Here is a 19,089-nt window from a genome sequence, read left to right on the forward strand (position 1 = left end):
TAGCTCTAAAACTTTGTTAGATTTTTAGAGTTCCCAATTCCAAATGCGGTAGTCAGGCTTCACGCGCTGTCTTCCTGTCTACCGTTACTGCGGCTTGTATGAGCTGTAAAATTTTAATTTATAGGAGAAGATAATATGGCGGCATTAACAAATGAACAAATTATTGAGGCAATCAAAGAGAAGACCATTCTCGAGCTTTCCGAATTGATTAAGACGATGGAAGAAGTATTCGGCGTAACAGCGGCAGCTCCCGTTGCAGTTGTTGCCGGAGGTGCTGCAGGCGGTGCTGCAGCCGCTGAAGAGCAGACGGAATTTACCGTAACGCTTAAAGGTTTGGCTGATCCCAGCAAGAAAATCGGCGTAATCAAAGAGGTTAGAAACGTTGTTGCAGGTCTTGGTCTTAAAGAAGCAAAAGAGCTCGTAGAAGGCGCTCCGAAAGTATTGAAGGAGAATGTTTCTAAAGAAGAAGCTGAGAAGATTAAAGAGGCAATGACAGCTGCCGGTGCAGAGATTACGATTGCTTAATTCTTTTTATATGAGCCGACTGTGTAATGCAGTTGGCTATTGTTTGATTCTATGATTTTTTCTCAAACGCTACGTTAAGCTTCCTCGTGAACAGGGGAGGCTTTTGTAGTTTTAACAGGTGAAAAATACGGTAGTAAAAATAAAAAGCTGTTTAAAAAGTCTGTTTTAAAAATGGGTCGATTGTAAGACGAATTATGTGCTGTGCAGTATGGCGTGTTTATCTTAAGTTTTAGTAGAGACGCGAAACTGTTCGGGCGAGAGAAGGGGGAAGACGGGATGCCTGTGCGGAAAACGGTTAATCGCCAATATATCGGAAAAAATATCCAAAATTTTATGGAGCTGCCTAATTTAATTGATATTCAGCTCGCATCTTATGAAAAATTTTTATGTCGCGGAACACACCAGAGCGGAAATACTTCGGAGGAAGTTGGTTTGGAGGATGTGTTTCGGACGACCTTCCCAATTGAAAGCCCGAACGGTGATATGACGTTGGAGTACCAATCATATACGCTCGATGAAAATGACATTAAATTCAGCGAATACGAATGCAAGCAGAAAGGGTTGACCTATGCCATCCCGTTGAAGGCGCAGATAGACTTGGTGTTTAATCAAACCGGTGAAATACGCCGTAAGAGTATCTATATGGGTGACATTCCGTTGATGACCGAACGTGGTACTTTCATTATCAACGGTGCCGAGCGTGTTGTCGTATCTCAAATACATCGTTCTCCGGGTGTTATCTTTTCTCACGACAAAGGCGTCTACTCAAGCCGTATTATTCCTTATCGCGGAAGTTGGCTTGAATTTGAAATCGACCAGAAAAAAGATTTAATTTATGCAAAGCTTGATAAAAAAAAGCGTATCTTAGGAACCTTGTTTTTACGGGCATTGGGATATGAAACCCGCGAACAAATTATCGACTTTTTTTATAAAACCGAAGTGTTACCGGTTGCCGAAGGAACGACAGAGTACGATAAACTGGTAGGCCGCGTATTTGCCAAGCGGATAACCGTAGCTGATGAATCCGGAGAGCGCACGCTCTATCAAGCCGGTGAAAAGATACATCCGCACGTTGTCGATGAATTGCAGCAAAATCATATTGCTGAAATTACCGTTATCGATTTTAAAAAAGAGGGCAGTCTTGATTCTCCTGTTATTATCAACTGTTTTGAACGGGAGGAAATCCGCTTTGCCGATGCTGCAAAGGGGCAGGAGCCTACAAAAGAAGAGGCCTTGTCGGTTGTTTACGCAGCCTTAAAGCCCGGCGATCCGATGACGGTAGAAGCTGCCGAAAAAGATTTAACTTCAATGTTTTTCTCCCCTCGCCGATATGATCTCGGGCGTGTGGGACGGTACAAACTCAATAAAAAATTTGATTACGAGCATCCCGTTGAAGAATGTACGCTTATTCTCGACGATATCGTAAACACGATGAAGTACCTGATTCAGGTTTACATCGGGGATGCTTCGATAGATGATATTGACCATCTTGGAAACAGACGTGTCCGTTCCGTTGGCGAGCTGATGACCAATACGCTCAAAACAGCATTCCTCCGTATGGAGCGGATTGCGCGCGAGCGGATGGGGTCAAAAGAAATTGAAACGATTAAGCCGCAAGAGCTTATTTCTATAAAACCCATCGTTGCCACTATTAAAGAATTTTTCGGGGCAAGCCAGCTTTCACAGTTTATGGATCAGGTTAATCCGCTCGCGGAGCTTACCCATAAACGCCGTCTGAATGCGTTGGGACCCGGCGGTCTTTCTCGTGACCGCGCCGGCTTTGAAGTCCGCGATGTTCACTATACCCATTACGGACGGATGTGCCCGATTGAAACACCGGAAGGCCCGAATATCGGTCTTATCGTGTCGATGGCAAGCTATGCGCATGTCAACGACTACGGCTTTTTGGAAGCGCCGTATGTCAAGGTTGTGAACGGTGTTGCAACTCGTGAGGTTGAATACCTTTCGGCAATGGACGAGGATAAATATTACATTGCACAGGTGTCCACCGCAGTGCAGAGTGATGGGACGATTACTGCCGAACAAATCGCCTGCCGTCATCAAGGTGACTACACGACGCGCAGTTCAAAAGAAGTGCAGTACATGGACGTGTCGCCCAAACAGATTATCTCCGTGTCTGCCTCGCTCATTCCCTTCCTTGAGCACGACGACGCAAACCGTGCGCTCATGGGTTCTAACATGCAGCGGCAGGGTGTACCGCTCGTATTCCCCGAACCGCCCCGTGTCGGTACCGGTATGGAAGGTAAGTGCGCGTATGATTCGGGTGTGTTAATCAAAGCAAAGCGGAGCGGTACGGTTACGTTTGTTTCTTCCGAGAAGATTTCCATCGAATCGGACGCACCGGAAGGAACAGAAGAGAAAATCCGCGACTATACGCTGCTGAAATATCAGCGCACCAATCAAGACACCTGTTATCATCAGCGACCGATTGTTGCTGTCGGACAGCACGTAGAGGTCGGTGATGTCATTGCCGACGGTCCTGCAACCTATCAGGGAGAGCTTGCACTTGGCCGCAATATTCTGGTCGGTTTTGTGCCGTGGAACGGGTATAACTACGAAGACGCTATTTTGATTTCCCGCCGTGTGCTGAAAGAAGATATGTTCACGTCGGTACATATTAAAGAATTTACGACGGAAGTCCGTGAAACCAAGCTCGGTGCAGAGCGGATTACCAGCGATATTCCAAATAAGTCGGAAAAAAGCCTCGATAACCTTGATGCGGAAGGTATTATTCGTATCGGTGCGCAAGTCCGCTCCGGCGATATATTAATCGGAAAGATTACGCCTAAAAACGAGTCGGAGACAACACCTGAATTTAAGCTGCTCAACTCGATATTCGGTGAGAAAGCAAAAGATGTCCGCGATTCCTCACTGCGCGTACCGCACGGCGTTGAAGGTACGGTTATCGACGTACAGCGCTTGAAGCGTTCTCAGGGTGATGATCTTAATCCGGGCGTTGACGAGTTTATCAAGGTACTCATTGCGACAAAACGTAAGTTGCGCGAGGGTGATAAGATGGCAGGCCGCCATGGAAACAAGGGTATCGTTGCCCGTATTTTGCCGGAAGAAGATATGCCGTATATGGAAGACGGTACACCGCTCGATATCTGCTTGAATCCGCTCGGTGTTCCTTCTCGTATGAATATCGGTCAGATTTTGGAGTCGGAACTCGGACTTGCGGGGTTGCGCCTTAATGAATGGTACGAAGCACCCGTATTCCAGTCCCCGACCAATGAGCAGATTGAAAAGAAACTGGTTGAAGCAGGTATTCCTGCCAACTCAAAGGTAAAGCTGCGCGACGGAAGAACCGGAATGCCTTTCCAAAACGACGTATTTGTCGGGGTCATCTACTTTATGAAACTTGCGCACCTTGTTGACGATAAGATGCACGCCCGTTCAACCGGCCCGTACTCGCTGGTAACTCAACAACCGCTCGGCGGTAAGGCTCAATTCGGCGGTCAGCGTTTGGGAGAAATGGAAGTATGGGCGCTCGAAGCCTATGGCGCGGCCAATACGCTGCAGGAGCTTTTAACCATTAAGTCTGACGATATGCATGGACGCTCAAAGATATACGAATCTATCGTAAAAGGACAGGCCGCAACCGCCGCCGGAATTCCTGAATCGTTTAACGTATTGGTACAGGAATTGCGCGGTTTGGCTTTGGACTTCACAATTTACGATGAAAAAGGAAAGCAAATCCCGCTGACCGAACGTGATGAAGAATTGATTACCGAAAACAGCTCCAAGTTTTAATTGAGATAAGGATGGGCTATGAGAGATATACAAGATTTCGACAATATTATGATTAAATTAGCTTCGCCCGAAGTGATCCGCGCGTGGTCTTATGGCGAAGTAAAGAAACCCGAAACGATTAACTATCGTACCCTACGTCCTGAGCGGGACGGACTTTTCTGCGAGCGTATTTTCGGAACTACAAAAGAGTGGGAATGCTATTGTGGTAAGTTTAAATCGATCCGCTACAAGGGGGTTATCTGCGACCGTTGCGGTGTCGAGGTTACGCACTTTAAAGTACGCCGCGAGCGTATGGGGCATATCGAATTGGCTGCACCTGTTTCTCATATCTGGTACTATCGATCAGTACCGAGCCGGATGGGGCTGTTGTTGGACTTGCCGGTTGCGGCGCTTCGTTCGGTACTGTACTATGAAAAATACATTGTTATTGAGCCGGGTGGAACTGATTTAAAGAAGAATCAGCTGTTAAGCGAGGATGAATACCGCGACGCTCAGGAACGGTACGGCGGCGCCTTTACCGCAAATATGGGCGCGGAAGCCGTTAAAACCTTATTGAGCAACTTAAATCTGGATGAGCTTGCAGCCCAGCTCAGAACGAAGATGATCGAGAAGGGCGCAAAAAGCGATAAACGGCTCTTAAAGCGTATCGAAATTGTCGAACATTTTAGAACGTCAAACAATAAACCCGAATGGATGATCCTTGATGTTATTCCGGTTATTCCGCCCGATTTGCGCCCGATGGTGCAGTTGGATGGCGGACGCTTTGCAACCTCGGATTTAAACGATTTGTATCGCCGTGTTATTCACCGGAATAGCCGTTTGACCCGTTTGATGAGCCTTAAAGCGCCCGATATCATTATCCGCAACGAAAAGCGGATGCTGCAAGAGGCGGTAGACGCCTTGTTCGACAATTCGAAGCGGAAGCGCGTTATTAAGGGTTCTTCAAACCGTCCGCTTAAATCCATCTCCGATATGCTCAAAGGCAAGCAAGGACGCTTCCGTCAGAACCTGCTTGGTAAGCGCGTTGACTATTCGGGACGTTCGGTTATCGTTGTTGGCCCTGAGTTAAAGCTGTGGCAGTGCGGCCTGCCGACTAAGATGGCATTGGAGCTTTTCAAGCCGTTTATTATGAAAAAGCTTGTTCAAAAAGAGATTGTTTCCAATATCAAGAAAGCAAAAATTATGGTTGAGCAGGAGGATGCTCCGGTTTTTGCCGTTCTCGACGAGGTTATCAGCGAACATCCCGTTATGCTGAACCGTGCGCCGACATTACACCGTCTCGGTATTCAAGCTTTTGAGCCGGTTCTTGTCGAAGGTAAGGCTATCAAACTGCACCCGCTTGTTTGTAAACCGTTCAATGCGGACTTTGACGGCGACCAGATGGCTATCCACGTGCCGCTTACACAAGCAGCGCAGATGGAATGTTGGACACTCATGCTATCGAGTAGAAACTTACTCGACCCTGCAAACGGGAAGACAATCGTATATCCGTCGCAGGATATGGTTCTCGGTTTGTACTATTTAACCAAGCAGCGGACTTTAAAAGAAGGACAGCATGTCCGCCGGTATTCTTCGGTTTCCGAGGTGATGATGGCCGCAGAGGCTGGCTCCGTCGGTTGGCAGGAGCTTATTAAGATAAACTACCGCGGTGAAGAAGTTGAAACTACGCCCGGGCGCCTCGCTTTCAACGAAGAGATGCCCGAAGGTGTTCCGTTTGTCAATACCGCTCTGGATGATAAGCAAATCCGCAAGTTGATCGAAACTGTGTACCGCACGAAGGGAACATGGGTTACTGTTCAGATGTTGGATAAGCTTAAATCCGTTGGTTATTACTATGCGACTTTCTTTGGCGCAACGCTGAGTATGGACGATATTATTATCCCAGAGGAAAAATCAGCCATGCTCGAAAAAGCAAACAGCGAAGTTCTTTCTATATATAGTCAGTATCGCGGCGGTCATATTACGCAGGAAGAGCGATATAACAGGGTCGTTGAGGTGTGGTCAAAGACAAACGAAGAGTTGACCTCGATAATGATGGATACGCTCGCGAAAGATCAAGACGGCTTTAATACGATTTATATGATGGCTACCTCCGGCGCGCGCGGAAGCCGCAACCAGATTCGTCAGCTTGCCGGTATGCGAGGCCTTATGGCTAAGCCGAGCGGCGACATTATCGAGTTGCCTATCCGTTCAAACTTCAAAGAAGGCTTGAACGTTATCGAATTCTTTATTTCTACGAACGGCGCCCGTAAGGGTCTTGCCGATACTGCATTGAAGACTGCAGACGCCGGTTATCTGACGCGCCGTCTTGTCGATATTGCGCAGGATGTTGTTGTCAATGAAGAAGACTGCGGTACTATCAATGGTATCGAATACTCGGCGGTAAAATCCGGAGACGAGGTTATCGAATCTTTGAGCGAACGGATTGTCGGTAAGTATACGCTCGAGCGGGTAGAACACCCGATTTCGCATGAACTTTTAATCGACGTAAACGAATACATCACCGATGAGATTGCCGCGAAGATTGAAGAAGCGGGCGTACAGACTGTTAAACTCCGCACGGTATTAACCTGCGAGTCCAAACACGGTGTTTGTGTCAAGTGCTACGGCCGCAACCTTGCCCGCAATAAGATTGTCGAAATCGGCGAAGCGGTCGGTATTATTGCGGCGCAGTCCATCGGTCAGCCGGGTACTCAGTTGACGATGCGTACCTTCCACGTCGGAGGTACGGCAAGCAGTACGACCGAAGAGAATCATATCACCTTTAAATATCCCGTCATCATCAAAGATATTTTGGGAACTTCCATTCCGCTTGATGATGGTAATCTGCTGTTTACCCGTCGCGGTACGCTGGTGTTTGAAAAAGTGCTTCAAGAGTACAAACTGGCCGCAGGAGATTCCGTGGCAGTAGAAACGGGTGTCCGCATCTTGCGTGATGATGTGTTGTATACCGCTGCGGACGGCACGGTTGTAAAAAGCCCGCTGAACGCTTTTGCCTATTTGAACGGTTCGACGTTGTATTTGACGGCGCCTGAACAAAAAACCGAAATCAGAAACGGTTCTACCGTTGTTGTCAAAAAAGGCGATTATGTACCGGCTTCCTCGATTATTGCAACATTTGATCCATATAATGAACCGATTCTTGCGGAGCAAGACGGATTTGTCCGATTTGAGGATATTATCCCCGGTTCAACCCTTGAAGAAGATGTAAACGATGAAACCGGCGTTGTGGAACGCCATATTTCCGAATTGAAATCGGATATGACCTTACAGCCCCGTGTATTTATCTCGGATGAATCCGGTAATGCGCTCGGCTTTTATTACCTGCCGGACGGCGCTCAGCTCATGGTAGAAGAAGATACACAGATTAAAGCAGGTACGGTTATCGCAAAACTTGCAAAAGCCGCTGCGAGAACGCAGGATATTACCGGCGGTCTTCCCCGTGTTTCAGAACTCTTTGAAGCTCGCCGTCCCAAAGTGCCTGCAGTACTGGCTCAGGTCGCCGGTACCGTTTCGTTTAAAGGCTTGTTGAAAGGTAAGCGGATTGTTATTGTACGCGACCATTACGGCAAGGATTATAAGCACTTGGTTCCGATGTCAAAACGGTTGCTTGTTCGAGACGGCGATACGGTTGAAGCGGGCGAACGGCTGTGCGACGGTAATCTTGATCCGCATGATATTCTTGCAATCTTGGGTGAAAATGCACTTCAGAATTATTTGATGAATGAGATTCGTGACGTCTACCGAATGCAGGGCGTTTCCATCAACGATAAACATATCGGTGTTATCGTTCGCCAGATGCTCCGCAAGATTGAGGTGGTCTCTGTCGGCGATACCCGCTTTATCTACGGTCAGCAGGTTGATAAGTATCAGTTCCATGCGGAAAATAAGCGCGTTACTGCGGAAGGTGGTCAGCCTGCTATTGCACGTCCGATGTTCCAAGGTATTACCAAGGCGGCGTTGAATATCGACTCGTTCATTTCGGCAGCTTCGTTCCAAGAGACGACAAAGGTTTTAACGAATGCTGCGATTGCAGGTAAAACCGATGAGCTGCGCGGCTTAAAAGAAAACGTTATTATCGGGCATCTTATTCCTGCCGGTACCGGTATGCCGCAGTATCGGTCGGTCAAGCTCTTCGATAAGAATATGAGTGACTTAGACGAGCAGGTCAACGAAATCCTCGAGCGACGCAGACGCGAGTTGGAAGAAGCGGAAGCTGCCGAAGCCGAAGCGGAGATGAACGAAGAAGATTTTGATACGGATGATGAGCTCGGCTACGAGGATACGGAATCTGCCGAACCTTCTTATGATGAATCATCGCGTGACGAATCTACAGGTGATTTCGAGGATTGACAGGCTGCGTATACTACATTAGAATAGATAATCGTTGTTAGAACTTAATCCGTAGTGCTGGCGGAGAGATATAAGGAGTTAGGGCAAATGCCTACAATTAATCAATTGATCAAGCAGGGTCGAAAAGCGGTCGTCTCGCGAACCAAGAGCCCTGCATTGCAGTCATGCCCGCAGAAGCGCGGTGTATGCACCCGTGTAATGACGGTTACGCCTAAAAAACCGAATTCCGCATTGCGGAAGGTTGCCCGTGTGCGCTTGAGCAACGGTATCGAAGTAACTGCCTATATTCCGGGTATTGGACATAACTTACAGGAACACTCCGTTGTTTTAATTCGCGGCGGTCGTGTTAAGGATTTACCGGGTGTGCGGTATCACATCATCCGTGGAACAAAGGATACGCTCGGCGTTGCCGATCGTAAGCGCGCTCGTTCAAAGTACGGCGCTAAGAAGCCTAAGGCGTAAGGGAGGTTTATTATGGGACGGAAAAAGAAGACTATCAATAGACCGATTGCCCCTGATGCTCGTTACAACAGCGTTGTGCTTTCAAAGTTTATTGCTCGTATGATGCTCGACGGAAAAAAATCCGTTACGACTGCTATTCTTTACGACAGTTTTGATGTGATTAAATCAAAGACCGGCGAAGATCCGCTTACCGTATTTACTAAGGCGCTTGAAAATGTTAAGCCGCTTGTTGAGGTAAAATCACGCCGCGTCGGAGGCGCTACCTATCAGGTACCGATCGAAATCCGCGAATCACGCCGCGAGGCGCTCGGAATGCGTTGGATTATCGGTGCTGCTCGCAACCGGAACGGTCATGCAATGTCTGAACGTTTGGCTGCCGAGGTTATCGACGCATACAACAATACCGGTACTGCTTTCAAAAAGAAGGAAGATACCCACCGTATGGCGGAAGCGAACAAAGCCTTTGCTCACTACCGCTGGTAGTTTTACAACTGCCGGTATCGATTGTTATCGGTGAGACAGTGTAGCATGAAAAGCCTTGAAACATACTGTTTCAAGGCTTTTTTTTTATTCATCTTTTCGGTAATGCTTATATCCGGGATGTTTGCCCCATACTTTATAGTCGGCGCGCATACGGCATAACCGGTCGATGTTTTCGCGGGAGATTTCTTTTTCTCCGCCGAGGATATGAGCGTAGATACTGATCTTTGCCGAAAGTTCCAAGGTTTCCATGCGGTAATACGCAGTTAGAATATCGCGACCGAGGGCAAGTGCGCCGTGATTTTCAAGTAAAAGTACATCGTGTTCGGGCAAATAGGGGGCAATCGCTTCGGGGATTTCGTCGGTTGACGGCGTTCCGTAGGGGGTAAGCGGTACGGCGCCGATCGTAATAACCGATTCAATCGTAGTATAGCGATCCATCGGCAGGTGAGCGACTGCAAAGGCGGTCGCGGCAGGCGGATGTGCATGCACCACGGCGCCGACATCATCGCGGTCTTGATAGCAGCGTAAATGCATCTTAATCTCCGACGAAGGTTTATAACCGGGGGTGCCTTCGATAATTTCACAGTCCTTCGTAATGATGAGCAGTTTTTCAGGAGTGATGAGGCTTTTGCTGATACCTGTCGGCGTTACCAAAAAAATTCCGTCTTCTAACCGAGCTGATACATTTCCGTCATTTGAAGCAACCCAGCCGAGCTGCCACATTTTATGGCAAATGTCACACATTTGATCTTTCATCTCTAAAATATTCATAGCGTTTAGTATACTACGGAATTTCTTTCTGTCAATTTCGCCCGCTTATTATTTTGACAAAACCTATGCATATTTGTATTATTCGTGCGGATGGTATGTTCACAATCCGGTCGTAAGGAGTATAAATCGTATGGGAAAATTGATAGAGCAACCGCTGATAGTGCGCAGAGGTGTTCCGTACTTTTTGCTATTTTCACTGTATGCGATAATCAATACCTATTTGCCGATTATGCTTAGAGTACTCGACTTTTCAACCGCCCAAATCGGTATTCTGCTCGGTATTATCGAAATAGTAGGCGTATGTGCGCCTTTTTTTATTACGCGGCAGCTTGATAAAACCGGCCGTTACGGGTTGGTAATGTGCATATTCGGGTTTGATATTGCACTATTACTGCTGCCTCTCCTTCGCTTTCATTCATTTTTAGTTACGGCACTTTGTCTCGGTATTTTTGCTGTAGGTTTTAAGGGAATGGTGCCGGTGTTGGACGGTTTTACGACAAAGGCTCTCGGACAGCAAGATGCTCAATATGGGAAAATACGAGCGCTCGGCTCTGCCGGTTTTGTCGGTATGAATCTGTTTTTACAGATGCATTCCTTTATTTCAGGGAAAAATCCTGTTTCAATGATTTTGACTGTCAGTGTAGTTGCACTTGTGTTTGTGGTAACGCTCCGGTGGGTACCTGATTTATATGGATTAACAGGTATTTCGGCAGGTGAAAAATTCCACACTGGAACCGATGATACATCAAATATATCGATACAGGATGAACAAGAACCGCTCGCTATAGGGGCGTTTTCAGGCGAACCGGTAAAATCGCAAGAATCCTGTTCTGTAGAGATGTTCTCCGACAACTCTATAAAGCCGAATGAACGAGCAAAAACAGCAGGAGAAAGATTGGTTGATGTTCGCTCTTTGTTCGCTGGATTTCCTCAGTTATTTTGGGAATGCTTATTATTGATTTTTCTTGCCTTTTTAGGCTTGGTTCCCTGTCAGCGTTTTTTTTCGCTCTATGTTGAAGAATATATTAAAGTGGAAGCTTCTGCCGGTTTATGGGCGTTGTCAGCAATGGCGGAAATACCGTTGCTTATTATTTCCGGAAAACTTATCCGGCGTTTTGGCAAAGAGCGGCTCCTTGCTGTTTGTTTACTGAGCGTGATTATACGGAATTGCTGTTATATTTTTATTCCCGGAATCAGCGGTACGGTTGTAGGGCAGCTCTTGCATTCGCTGAGCTTTGGCTTATTCCATCCGTTGGGAGTACTGCTCTGCGTTTTGCACAGTTACGGAAAAACGGTTACCGCTATGACTTTTTTTACTGCAGCAAACGGTATTGCCTACGTAATAGGAAGTATAGTTGGCGGGTATGTTATCGAATATTTAGGGTATCCGGCGTTGTTTTTGTTGTTCAATATATTCCCGATCGCCGGTATTGTATTCTACCTTTTTATCATGCGACAAAAAAATAACCGGACTTCTCTAAAAAATTCGGTCGATTTTTTAGAGGTTTCCGCTATTGAATAGATCGACCTATACTACCGATGTTTTACATCAGTATTTTCCAACCATCGAAACATCGGCGCCGAACCATTTTGTGGATATTGCCCGCAGGGTTCCGTCTCGTGCCATATCGGTAAGAAAAGCGTTTATTGTTTTCGCCAACTCTCCGTCTTCTTTCCTAAATGCGTAGCTATAGGAGGTGATGTTGAGCGGATCTTCAATGACCTTGTATGGTTTCTTTTCTATTGTAATTTTACTGTAATATGTCAACAAGTTCATAACGACCGCATCAAGTTGGTCGTAATCCAATGCAAGCAGCATATTTTCCTGTCGGGAATAACGATATGGCCGACGACCATTATTAATATAGAGGGGAGATTTCATTACAACTTCAAACATATCCTGATCGGATGGTATGCCGATTCGTTTATTCCGTAAATCGGAAAATTGATTGAACGTCGTGGTACCGTCCATACTTTGAAGTACGACAACTACCAGCGAATCTCGTAAATACGGTGTACTTAATAAAAAGCGTTCAGCATTTGTCTCATTATTGATAAAACCGCTTGCGATATAGTCAATTCCCCTGTTTTCGAGCTCTAGGATTCTGTCTGCGATGCTCGTAATAGGTACAAGCCGCAGTTTTACGCCGAGCTTATCGGCAATAACTTGAGCTACATCCGATTCATATCCGGCAATTGCTCCTGTACTGGAGTAAAAACTGAGCGGCGGAATTGACGGATCAACGCCGACCACAAGCTCATTTTTGACAATAATTCTCGCCAATGAGGGATCGTTTATTCCTGCTTTATCCGTCTGGTGGCCGGTACAGGATAGGATTGTAAATAGCAAAAAAATGCCAAAAAAACTTTTTATCTTCATTTTTACCTCAGCCTTATTACAGTCCGACATTAAGTATGGATAAATTGGAACCGAACCATTTTCTGGAAAAATCAGGAATAGTGCCGTCGGCATCCATTTCAACCAAAACGGATTCGATTTTAGCAGCAAGTGAGCCATCCGCTTGCCGAAAGGCAAACGTGTAATATTCGGTTGCAATCGCTTCGTTTATAATATTGTAGTGCGGGTTTTTATCAAGCGTGTTGCATGAGTAAATAAGGTCTAATACGATGGCATCGCAAGTTCCTGCATTGAGAGCTTCATATAGGCGATCAATGGAGTTCAGTTGCCGAATACTCACATGGTCTTTCAATACCTCTATATCCAATAATGCTTCATCGCCGCCGGTGCCTGCCTCAACCGCTATCCTTCTATCCCGCAACTGTGCCAATGTCTGATATCCTTTGCTTGCAAGCGTTACAACAATTTTAGCATTTTGAAGATATGGTGTACACATTCGATAGTGTTGCTTACGTTCTTCCGTAAGGCTAAAACCGCTTGCAATGCAATCGATCACTCCTGTATTCAAAAGCATTTCTTTTTGTGTCCAATCTATCGGATAGAAGACCGGATGAATACCGAGGCGGCGGCATAATTCCGTAAATATATCGATATCGTATCCTACTATTTCATTCTTTTCATTTCTAAAAGAGAGGATGGGAACGAAATCTGAAATGCCGATGACTAATGCGGCTTTTACCTGAACTTCTGACCAAGATGGATCTTCAATATATTCAATTTTAGTATTGCGGCGGCATGAAGAAAATAAAATAAATAGTATACATAGCGCCGCATATACAGCTATCCGTTTTTTCATATCAGTTTTTACGACCTTCAACAACATTTTATTCGTGCGGATGGTTTAATACCCGCCGTACCTCTACCGCCACGGACGGCGGTGGTTCCGAACAGCAGCAATGTTGTGGCAGAGCCACAACTTGCAGTCAAAACTATACACGGACGTATAGTTTTGACGAACGCTCTGCGCCGTAACAAAGGGTATTAAAGCCGACTGCAACCACCGAATAGGTATACAAACAGTACCATTTTTTATGTGTCCTGTAAAGATAAATTATTCAGGGCAACCGCATCAAAAATATTTTTAGCGGTTGCCTTCCTTCTGTGCGAAATTTTACTCAAAATTTCGCACATTTTTCCAGCCAAGGAGTAAACGCATCAGACAGAGCAGATATAAATCGCGGAAAAATTGAGACTGTGAGACCATTTGAACCATCTTCAACTGTTGTACATCCGTGTACAACAGTTGAAGGCGAGTTTTGTGCGCGCACAAAACATCGCTGCTTTATGGAACTACTGCCATCCTTGGCCGTTCTGGTCGAATAGTATCAATTTTTCCGCGGGGATGTTAAAAATCGATCTGATGCGTTTACCTTGTTGCCTCTCTGTTGGAAAAAATGTGCGAAATGTAGTATGCTTTCGATTTATGGAAAAGAATGCACGGATACAAGAGCTTGAAGCGCTGATAAAAAAGCATCAGGACTTATACTATAACGCGGAACCGGAAATTTCTGATGCGGATTTTGATTTATTGTGGGATGAGCTGCGCAGCCTCGACCCTCGGAATACATTATTTGCAACGGTACCTAAGGACAGCGCCGACGGCTTCCCGAAAGCGGAACACATTATCCCGATGGGGAGCCAAGACAAGGCGGCGGATCCCGAAAGTTTTCAAAAATGGGCGGAAAAGATGCCGTTCTCCGATTTTCTGGTACAATACAAACTGGACGGCGCCAGTATGGAGCTGCAATACGAAAAGGGACGGCTCGTTCGGGCAGTAACACGGGGCGACGGCAAAATCGGTGACGATATTACCGCGAATGTTAAAAAGATGCAGGGAGTCGTACTTGAACTGAAAGGTGATTCCGCCCCCACCGGCACAGCTCCCTTTTCCGGCGGTATCCGCGGCGAAGTGTTGATGACCAAAGAGGTGCTGCGCCGTTTTTATCCCGATAAAAAGAATTGCCGGAATGCGGCAAACGGGTTGATGAAGCGAAAGGACGGCAGCGGCAGCGAGCACCTCGAAATTATTTGCTACGATGCCGCCGCGGGAACAGTCGGAAAGCCTTTTACCGAAACGGCGCCTTTCACCACGGAAACGGAAAAACTCAACTGGCTTGAAGCGCAGGGCTTTTTACAGGTACCGGTTACGCGGTGCGTCGGCGTCCGGGAAGTTATCGACTACCGCGCCCATGTTATGGATATCCGCAGCACTATTCCCTACGACATCGACGGTCTTGTCGTTAAAAACGATCATATTGATACCGCAGACCTCAGCAGGGCGCGACCGGAAAAACAAATTGCTTTTAAGTTCAGTCTTGAAGAAGCGGTTACCGTACTGCGCAGCGTCGAGTGGAGCGAGTCCGGTGTTACCTACACCCCCATTGCACTCATCGATCCGGTACAGCTGGCGGGCACAACCGTTAAGCGGGCAAACCTCTGCAACCCGAACATGATTGCGGAACTGAACTTAAAGATCGGCAGCCGTGTGTTGGTAACCAAACGGGGGGAGATTATCCCCAAGATAGAAGCGCTTATCGAAAACCCTGCATCAAGCGTGTCCATCGAACAGCCTTGCCGGTGTACGAGCTGCGGCGCTGCGCTCCTTGATGAAGGTACGCGCCTGTACTGTCCCAATCCTGCGTGTCCCAAGCTTATTCATCACCGGATAGAAAAATGGATCAACACCCTCGATATTCAAGACTTCGGGACGGTGCTCCTCAAACAGCTCTTTGACGCGCAGCGTCTCCGCTCTATTTCCGACCTTTATACGCTGACCGTTGAAGAACTCGCAGCCCTCGAACGCATGGGGAAAAAGTCGGCGGAAAAAGTGTACCGCGCACTGCACGCCAAGCGCGAAATCTCCCTGCCGACCTTTATTGCCGGTTTTGATATCGAAGGCATCGGCCGCACCATGGTTGAAAAACTGGTTGAGGCTGGCTTTGATACTCTCGAAAAACTACTCGCTGCCACGGAGGAAGATTTTGCCGCTGTGTATCAATTCGGCAGCATTCTTGCTCATACGCTTACGCTCGGTCTCCGCGATGCAAAGGAAGAAATGTTGCACCTTACCGGTTCAGGGACTATCGTTATTCAAGCGCCAGCCGCCGCTCAAGGAAAGCTTCCGCTCGCAGGAAAAAGCTTCTGCTTTACCGGAGAACTGAATACGCTTAAACGAAAAGAAGCGGAAGCGATGGTGCAAGCAAAGGGCGGAACAGTAAAATCATCGGTAACAAAGGGGCTTACCTATTTGGTAACCAATACCCCCGATTCCGGTTCGTCAAAAAACAAGAAAGCGCAGGAACTCGGCACTGAGATTATCACCGAAGAGGAATTTTTGAAACTGTTCTAAGTATGGCATCGTAGATATCTCGTCAGCAAATGTACATCTGTTTCCGTTCTGCCCTTCCAGCGCTTTTGAAATTAACTTTTCCGTTAGCCTTTGAAAATAGTGATACCGGATACAAGGCGCGAGCAAAAATCAACAACCCCGACGCAAGCGTCGGGGTTGTTGTTCTCATAAGGTGGTTGCAGTCGGCTTTAATACCCTTTGTTACGACGCAGAGCGTTGCCGAGGACGGCGGGTATTAAACCCTCCGCACGAATAAAGCGGAGACGTACTTTTTGTACGTTGAGTATTTTCAGAAGTGGCACGGATGCCACTGGTTCAACCAGAAGCGATATTTCGGCAAAGCCGAAATTCGCCATTAAAAGTGTACACGGATGTACACTTTTAATGATGCGACGCAGTAGATGCCCCGCATATTTTCAAAAGACGTATAATTGACAGAGCTGTGTTTATATGATATACCTTTTGCGCATATCTTGTTTTTTAACCTTTTAAGACGGAAGGAGTATATAATGTCTGGACATAGTAAATGGGCTACAATTAAACACGCAAAAGGGGCAGCTGACGCAAAGCGCGGTCAGATGTTTACAAAGTTTATTAAAGAAATTTCTATAGCTGCACGTATGGGCGGCGGGGATCCGAACGGTAACCCCCGGTTAAGAACTGCAATATTAAAAGCACGCGCGGCTAACATGCCGAAAGATAATATTGAACGAGCTATTAAGAAAGGCACCGGTGAATTAGGTGGTGCAAGCTACGAAGAGTTGTTATATGAAGGCTATGCGCCGGGCGGAGTTGCGGTATTGGTAGAAGTGCTGACCGACAATAAAAATCGGGCGGCAGCCAATGTGCGAAACCTTTTTTCCAAAAACGGCGGTAATCTCGGTGCAACCGGTTCGGTAGCGTATATGTTTAACCGCAAAGGCGTTATAGAGTATGATGCTGAAGCTGTCAGCGAAGAGAAATTGATGGAAGAAGCTTTGGAAGCCGGTGCGGAAGATATTCAGACCGAAGGCGGTATTATCACCGTAACAACTGATCCCAACGACTTTGCTTCCGTGCTTGAAGCCTTACAGGAAAAAGGCTTTGAATCCGTTTCTGCAGAAATTTCTATGGTTCCCGCAACGTATATGAGTTTGGAAGCAGAAACAATCCGTAAAGTGTTAAAAATGGTTGAACGTCTCGAAGAAGATGACGATGTCCAGAACGTATACACAAACCTCGATATTCCCGATGATTTTGAACCTGAGGAATAACGGTATATTTTGTAATTTTTAATATCTTATACTATATAAACGCCATACTATCGTTGTTTTCAGCGGTTGTTATGGCGTTTTTGTTTTATTGCGGCCATAGAATCAACGCGGCACTTCCCGTGGTCTCGCTAATTAAAAATTCTTAATGAAGAATATTTAATTAGTTAATCGCTTCCACTTCTTCTTTGCTCAATCCTGTCATTTTTTCGATAAACGGTATTTCGCAATTGGCTTGCTTCATCAGTCGTGCCGTTTCAAGCGCTTTTTGACGGGAGCCGCGTTCAAGGCCTTCATCCATCGCATCCATCAGGGCTGCCGGTAATATGTGGTATTCTTTCCGTGCTAATTCATTTCTTTTTACCGTCTGTATCATCTGCTCTATCCTCCTCGTGTCACGGAAATCAATTTTTGAGTGAAGGTATTAAAACAGAAGAAAAAATGCTAAAGTGAGAGCATGAGGTGGGAAGAATTAGAAGATGCACTTGAAGTGCTTCAAAGCGAGCGGGAGTACGACGGATATTTTTGCAGCATAAAAGATGCGGTTATCATCGTTATTTTGGGAAGCCTCTGCGATCTGAAAAGCGTAAAGAAAATACATGCGTGGGCAACGAGTGAGCATGTAAAAGTGTTTCTTGAAAAAGAATTCGGTATAAAAAGAATACCGTGTTACTGGTGGCTGTTAAGTCTTTTGGCAATGGTAAGCCCTGAATCACTTAATCGGTGTATGAAAAACTGGGTAAGCTCATTGGTACCGCATCTTGCGGAAAAGCTTGAAGCGGAAGAAGAAGAGCAAAATAAGAAGAAGAAAAAAAGCTTGACGATTGCAATAGACGGGAAAGAAATCCGCTCGACAGGGAAAATGAAGAAGTATGACAGTCCGTTACACATTGTCAGCGCGCAGATAGGCGAACTAGGGCTCACTCTTGCGCAGGAAACAGTGCAATCAAAGAGTAACGAGATACCGGCGGTACAAGAGCTGATAAAGACACTTGAGATAGAAGGATGCATGGTAGTTGCCGATGCTTTAAACTGTCAAATACAGACTGCACAGGCAATTATCGATGCAAAAGCCGACTATTTATTAAGTGCGAAAGGTAATCAGAAAGAGTTGATGAACGATATAGCAGCGTATGTCCAAGATGAAAAACTACGTTCAACGATGGATAGCGTTACCCAAACGGAAAAAGGACACGGACGGATAGAAACGAGAAGTGCGTATACTACTGATGATGTTGAATGGCAGCCGGGAGGCAGGGTATGGCCGGCTGTTAAATGCATTGGAGTGGTGCATACACGATTTGAGACAGACAAAGGGGTAACGGAGCAATGGCACTATTATATTTCAAGTAAAGTGTTGAGTGCCGAGGAGCTTTTACATCATGCGAGAACTGAATGGTCGGTAGAATCGATGCACTGGTTGCTTGATGTTCATTTTGACGAAGATAAATGCAGGATTCAGAGTAAGAATATACAGCAGAATCTGAATATGCTCCATAAAGTAGCGCTTAATATCGTGCGCATATACAAGCGGGAAACTCAATCAAAACTGGCTTTGAACGGTATTATGTTCCGCGCGCTTATGAATCCTCACGACTTATTACCGCTTTTAGACAAAAATTGATTTCCGTGTCCTCGTGTAATCGGTTGTTGCTTTGCCTGTTTTCACATACTGTAAAAAACCTTGTAACTCTTGATTATCT

At 46.2% G+C, this 19,089-nt stretch carries 14 protein-coding genes; 10 read left to right on the forward strand and 4 right to left on the reverse strand.

The features are described from left to right. The first annotated feature begins 135 nt into the window (after positions 1-135). From rplL to rpsG, 5 genes are all read left to right on the forward strand, one after another. Positions 136-525, forward strand: a complete 390-nt coding sequence (gene rplL / locus DWB79_RS06570; protein ID WP_016523248.1) for a 50S ribosomal protein L7/L12 — start codon at positions 136-138, stop codon at positions 523-525. A 276-nt stretch (positions 526-801) separates the two neighbouring features. After that, the gene (gene rpoB, locus DWB79_RS06575) at positions 802-4,299 is read left to right on the forward strand and encodes a DNA-directed RNA polymerase subunit beta (RefSeq protein WP_016523249.1); all 3,498 of its coding nucleotides are present in this window, start codon (positions 802-804) and stop codon (positions 4,297-4,299) included. Between the two features lie 18 nt (positions 4,300-4,317). Further along, positions 4,318-8,652, forward strand: coding sequence for a DNA-directed RNA polymerase subunit beta' (gene rpoC, locus DWB79_RS06580; RefSeq protein WP_016523250.1), 4,335 nt, complete (start codon positions 4,318-4,320; stop codon positions 8,650-8,652). An 87-nt stretch (positions 8,653-8,739) separates the two neighbouring features. Beyond that, the gene (gene rpsL, locus DWB79_RS06585; protein ID WP_016523251.1) at positions 8,740-9,114 is read left to right on the forward strand and encodes a 30S ribosomal protein S12; all 375 of its coding nucleotides are present in this window, start codon (positions 8,740-8,742) and stop codon (positions 9,112-9,114) included. A 12-nt stretch (positions 9,115-9,126) separates the two neighbouring features. Further along, positions 9,127-9,597, forward strand: coding sequence for a 30S ribosomal protein S7 (gene rpsG / locus DWB79_RS06590; RefSeq protein ID WP_016523252.1), 471 nt, complete (start codon positions 9,127-9,129; stop codon positions 9,595-9,597). 84 nt (positions 9,598-9,681) lie between these two features. Here the strand turns inward: rpsG and DWB79_RS06595 are convergent, their stop codons facing one another. Then, the gene (locus DWB79_RS06595; RefSeq protein ID WP_016523253.1) at positions 9,682-10,368 is read right to left on the reverse strand and encodes a class II aldolase/adducin family protein; all 687 of its coding nucleotides are present in this window, start codon (positions 10,366-10,368) and stop codon (positions 9,682-9,684) included. 130 nt (positions 10,369-10,498) lie between these two features. Here DWB79_RS06595 and DWB79_RS06600 point away from each other — a divergent pair, with 130 nt between their 5' ends. Further along, entirely contained in the window at positions 10,499-11,890 is a 1,392-nt protein-coding gene (locus tag DWB79_RS06600) for an MFS transporter (RefSeq protein WP_016523254.1), read from the forward strand. A gap of 27 nt (positions 11,891-11,917) precedes the next feature. Here the strand turns inward: DWB79_RS06600 and DWB79_RS06605 are convergent, their stop codons facing one another. Both DWB79_RS06605 and DWB79_RS06610 read right to left on the reverse strand, forming a co-directional pair. Then, entirely contained in the window at positions 11,918-12,748 is an 831-nt protein-coding gene (locus DWB79_RS06605) for a substrate-binding periplasmic protein (protein WP_016523255.1), read from the reverse strand. 16 nt (positions 12,749-12,764) lie between these two features. Next, positions 12,765-13,583 carry a transporter substrate-binding domain-containing protein gene (locus DWB79_RS06610; RefSeq protein WP_040859523.1) on the reverse strand — a complete coding sequence of 273 codons (819 nt, stop codon included), beginning with the start codon at positions 13,581-13,583 and terminating at the stop codon, positions 12,765-12,767. A gap of 627 nt (positions 13,584-14,210) precedes the next feature. Here DWB79_RS06610 and ligA point away from each other — a divergent pair. From ligA to DWB79_RS06625, 3 genes are all read left to right on the forward strand, one after another. Beyond that, positions 14,211-16,136 carry an NAD-dependent DNA ligase LigA gene (ligA, locus tag DWB79_RS06615; protein ID WP_040859110.1) on the forward strand — a complete coding sequence of 642 codons (1,926 nt, stop codon included), beginning with the start codon at positions 14,211-14,213 and terminating at the stop codon, positions 16,134-16,136. 65 nt (positions 16,137-16,201) lie between these two features. Continuing rightward, positions 16,202-16,375 (forward strand): hypothetical protein, encoded by a 174-nt coding sequence (locus DWB79_RS06620; protein ID WP_206180982.1) that lies wholly within the window; start codon positions 16,202-16,204, stop codon positions 16,373-16,375. A gap of 270 nt (positions 16,376-16,645) precedes the next feature. Next, positions 16,646-17,389, forward strand: a complete 744-nt coding sequence (locus tag DWB79_RS06625) for a YebC/PmpR family DNA-binding transcriptional regulator (protein WP_016523258.1) — start codon at positions 16,646-16,648, stop codon at positions 17,387-17,389. Positions 17,390-17,549: 160 nt separating this feature from the next. Here the strand turns inward: DWB79_RS06625 and DWB79_RS06630 are convergent, their stop codons facing one another. After that, complete coding sequence (locus DWB79_RS06630; protein ID WP_016523259.1) at positions 17,550-17,762, reverse strand: hypothetical protein; 213 nt, start codon at positions 17,760-17,762, stop codon at positions 17,550-17,552. Positions 17,763-17,843: 81 nt separating this feature from the next. On the opposite strand from DWB79_RS06630, the gene DWB79_RS06635 reads away from it, so the two are divergent. Then, positions 17,844-19,010 (forward strand): ISAs1 family transposase, encoded by a 1,167-nt coding sequence (locus tag DWB79_RS06635; protein ID WP_016522120.1) that lies wholly within the window; start codon positions 17,844-17,846, stop codon positions 19,008-19,010. Positions 19,011-19,089: the final 79 nt, after the last annotated feature.

This window comes from Treponema medium, assembly GCF_017161265.1.
Taxonomy (GTDB): domain Bacteria; phylum Spirochaetota; class Spirochaetia; order Treponematales; family Treponemataceae; genus Treponema; species Treponema medium.

Bases quoted from the DNA above. Each gene is read 5' to 3' on its own strand.
- ligA (WP_040859110.1), top strand. From the start codon at position 14,211: ATGGAAAAGAATGCACGGATACAAGAGCTTGAAGCGCTGATAAAAAAG.
- rpoB (WP_016523249.1), top strand. From the start codon at position 802: ATGCCTGTGCGGAAAACGGTTAATCGCCAATATATCGGAAAAAATATC.
- DWB79_RS06605 (WP_016523255.1), bottom strand. From the start codon at position 12,748: ATGAAGATAAAAAGTTTTTTTGGCATTTTTTTGCTATTTACAATCCTA.
- rpsL (WP_016523251.1), top strand. From the start codon at position 8,740: ATGCCTACAATTAATCAATTGATCAAGCAGGGTCGAAAAGCGGTCGTC.
- rpoC (WP_016523250.1), top strand. From the start codon at position 4,318: ATGAGAGATATACAAGATTTCGACAATATTATGATTAAATTAGCTTCG.
- DWB79_RS06625 (WP_016523258.1), top strand. From the start codon at position 16,646: ATGTCTGGACATAGTAAATGGGCTACAATTAAACACGCAAAAGGGGCA.
- DWB79_RS06610 (WP_040859523.1), bottom strand. From the start codon at position 13,583: ATGAAAAAACGGATAGCTGTATATGCGGCGCTATGTATACTATTTATT.
- DWB79_RS06600 (WP_016523254.1), top strand. From the start codon at position 10,499: ATGGGAAAATTGATAGAGCAACCGCTGATAGTGCGCAGAGGTGTTCCG.
- DWB79_RS06635 (WP_016522120.1), top strand. From the start codon at position 17,844: ATGAGGTGGGAAGAATTAGAAGATGCACTTGAAGTGCTTCAAAGCGAG.
- DWB79_RS06630 (WP_016523259.1), bottom strand. From the start codon at position 17,762: ATGATACAGACGGTAAAAAGAAATGAATTAGCACGGAAAGAATACCAC.
- DWB79_RS06595 (WP_016523253.1), bottom strand. From the start codon at position 10,368: ATGAATATTTTAGAGATGAAAGATCAAATGTGTGACATTTGCCATAAA.
- rpsG (WP_016523252.1), top strand. From the start codon at position 9,127: ATGGGACGGAAAAAGAAGACTATCAATAGACCGATTGCCCCTGATGCT.
- rplL (WP_016523248.1), top strand. From the start codon at position 136: ATGGCGGCATTAACAAATGAACAAATTATTGAGGCAATCAAAGAGAAG.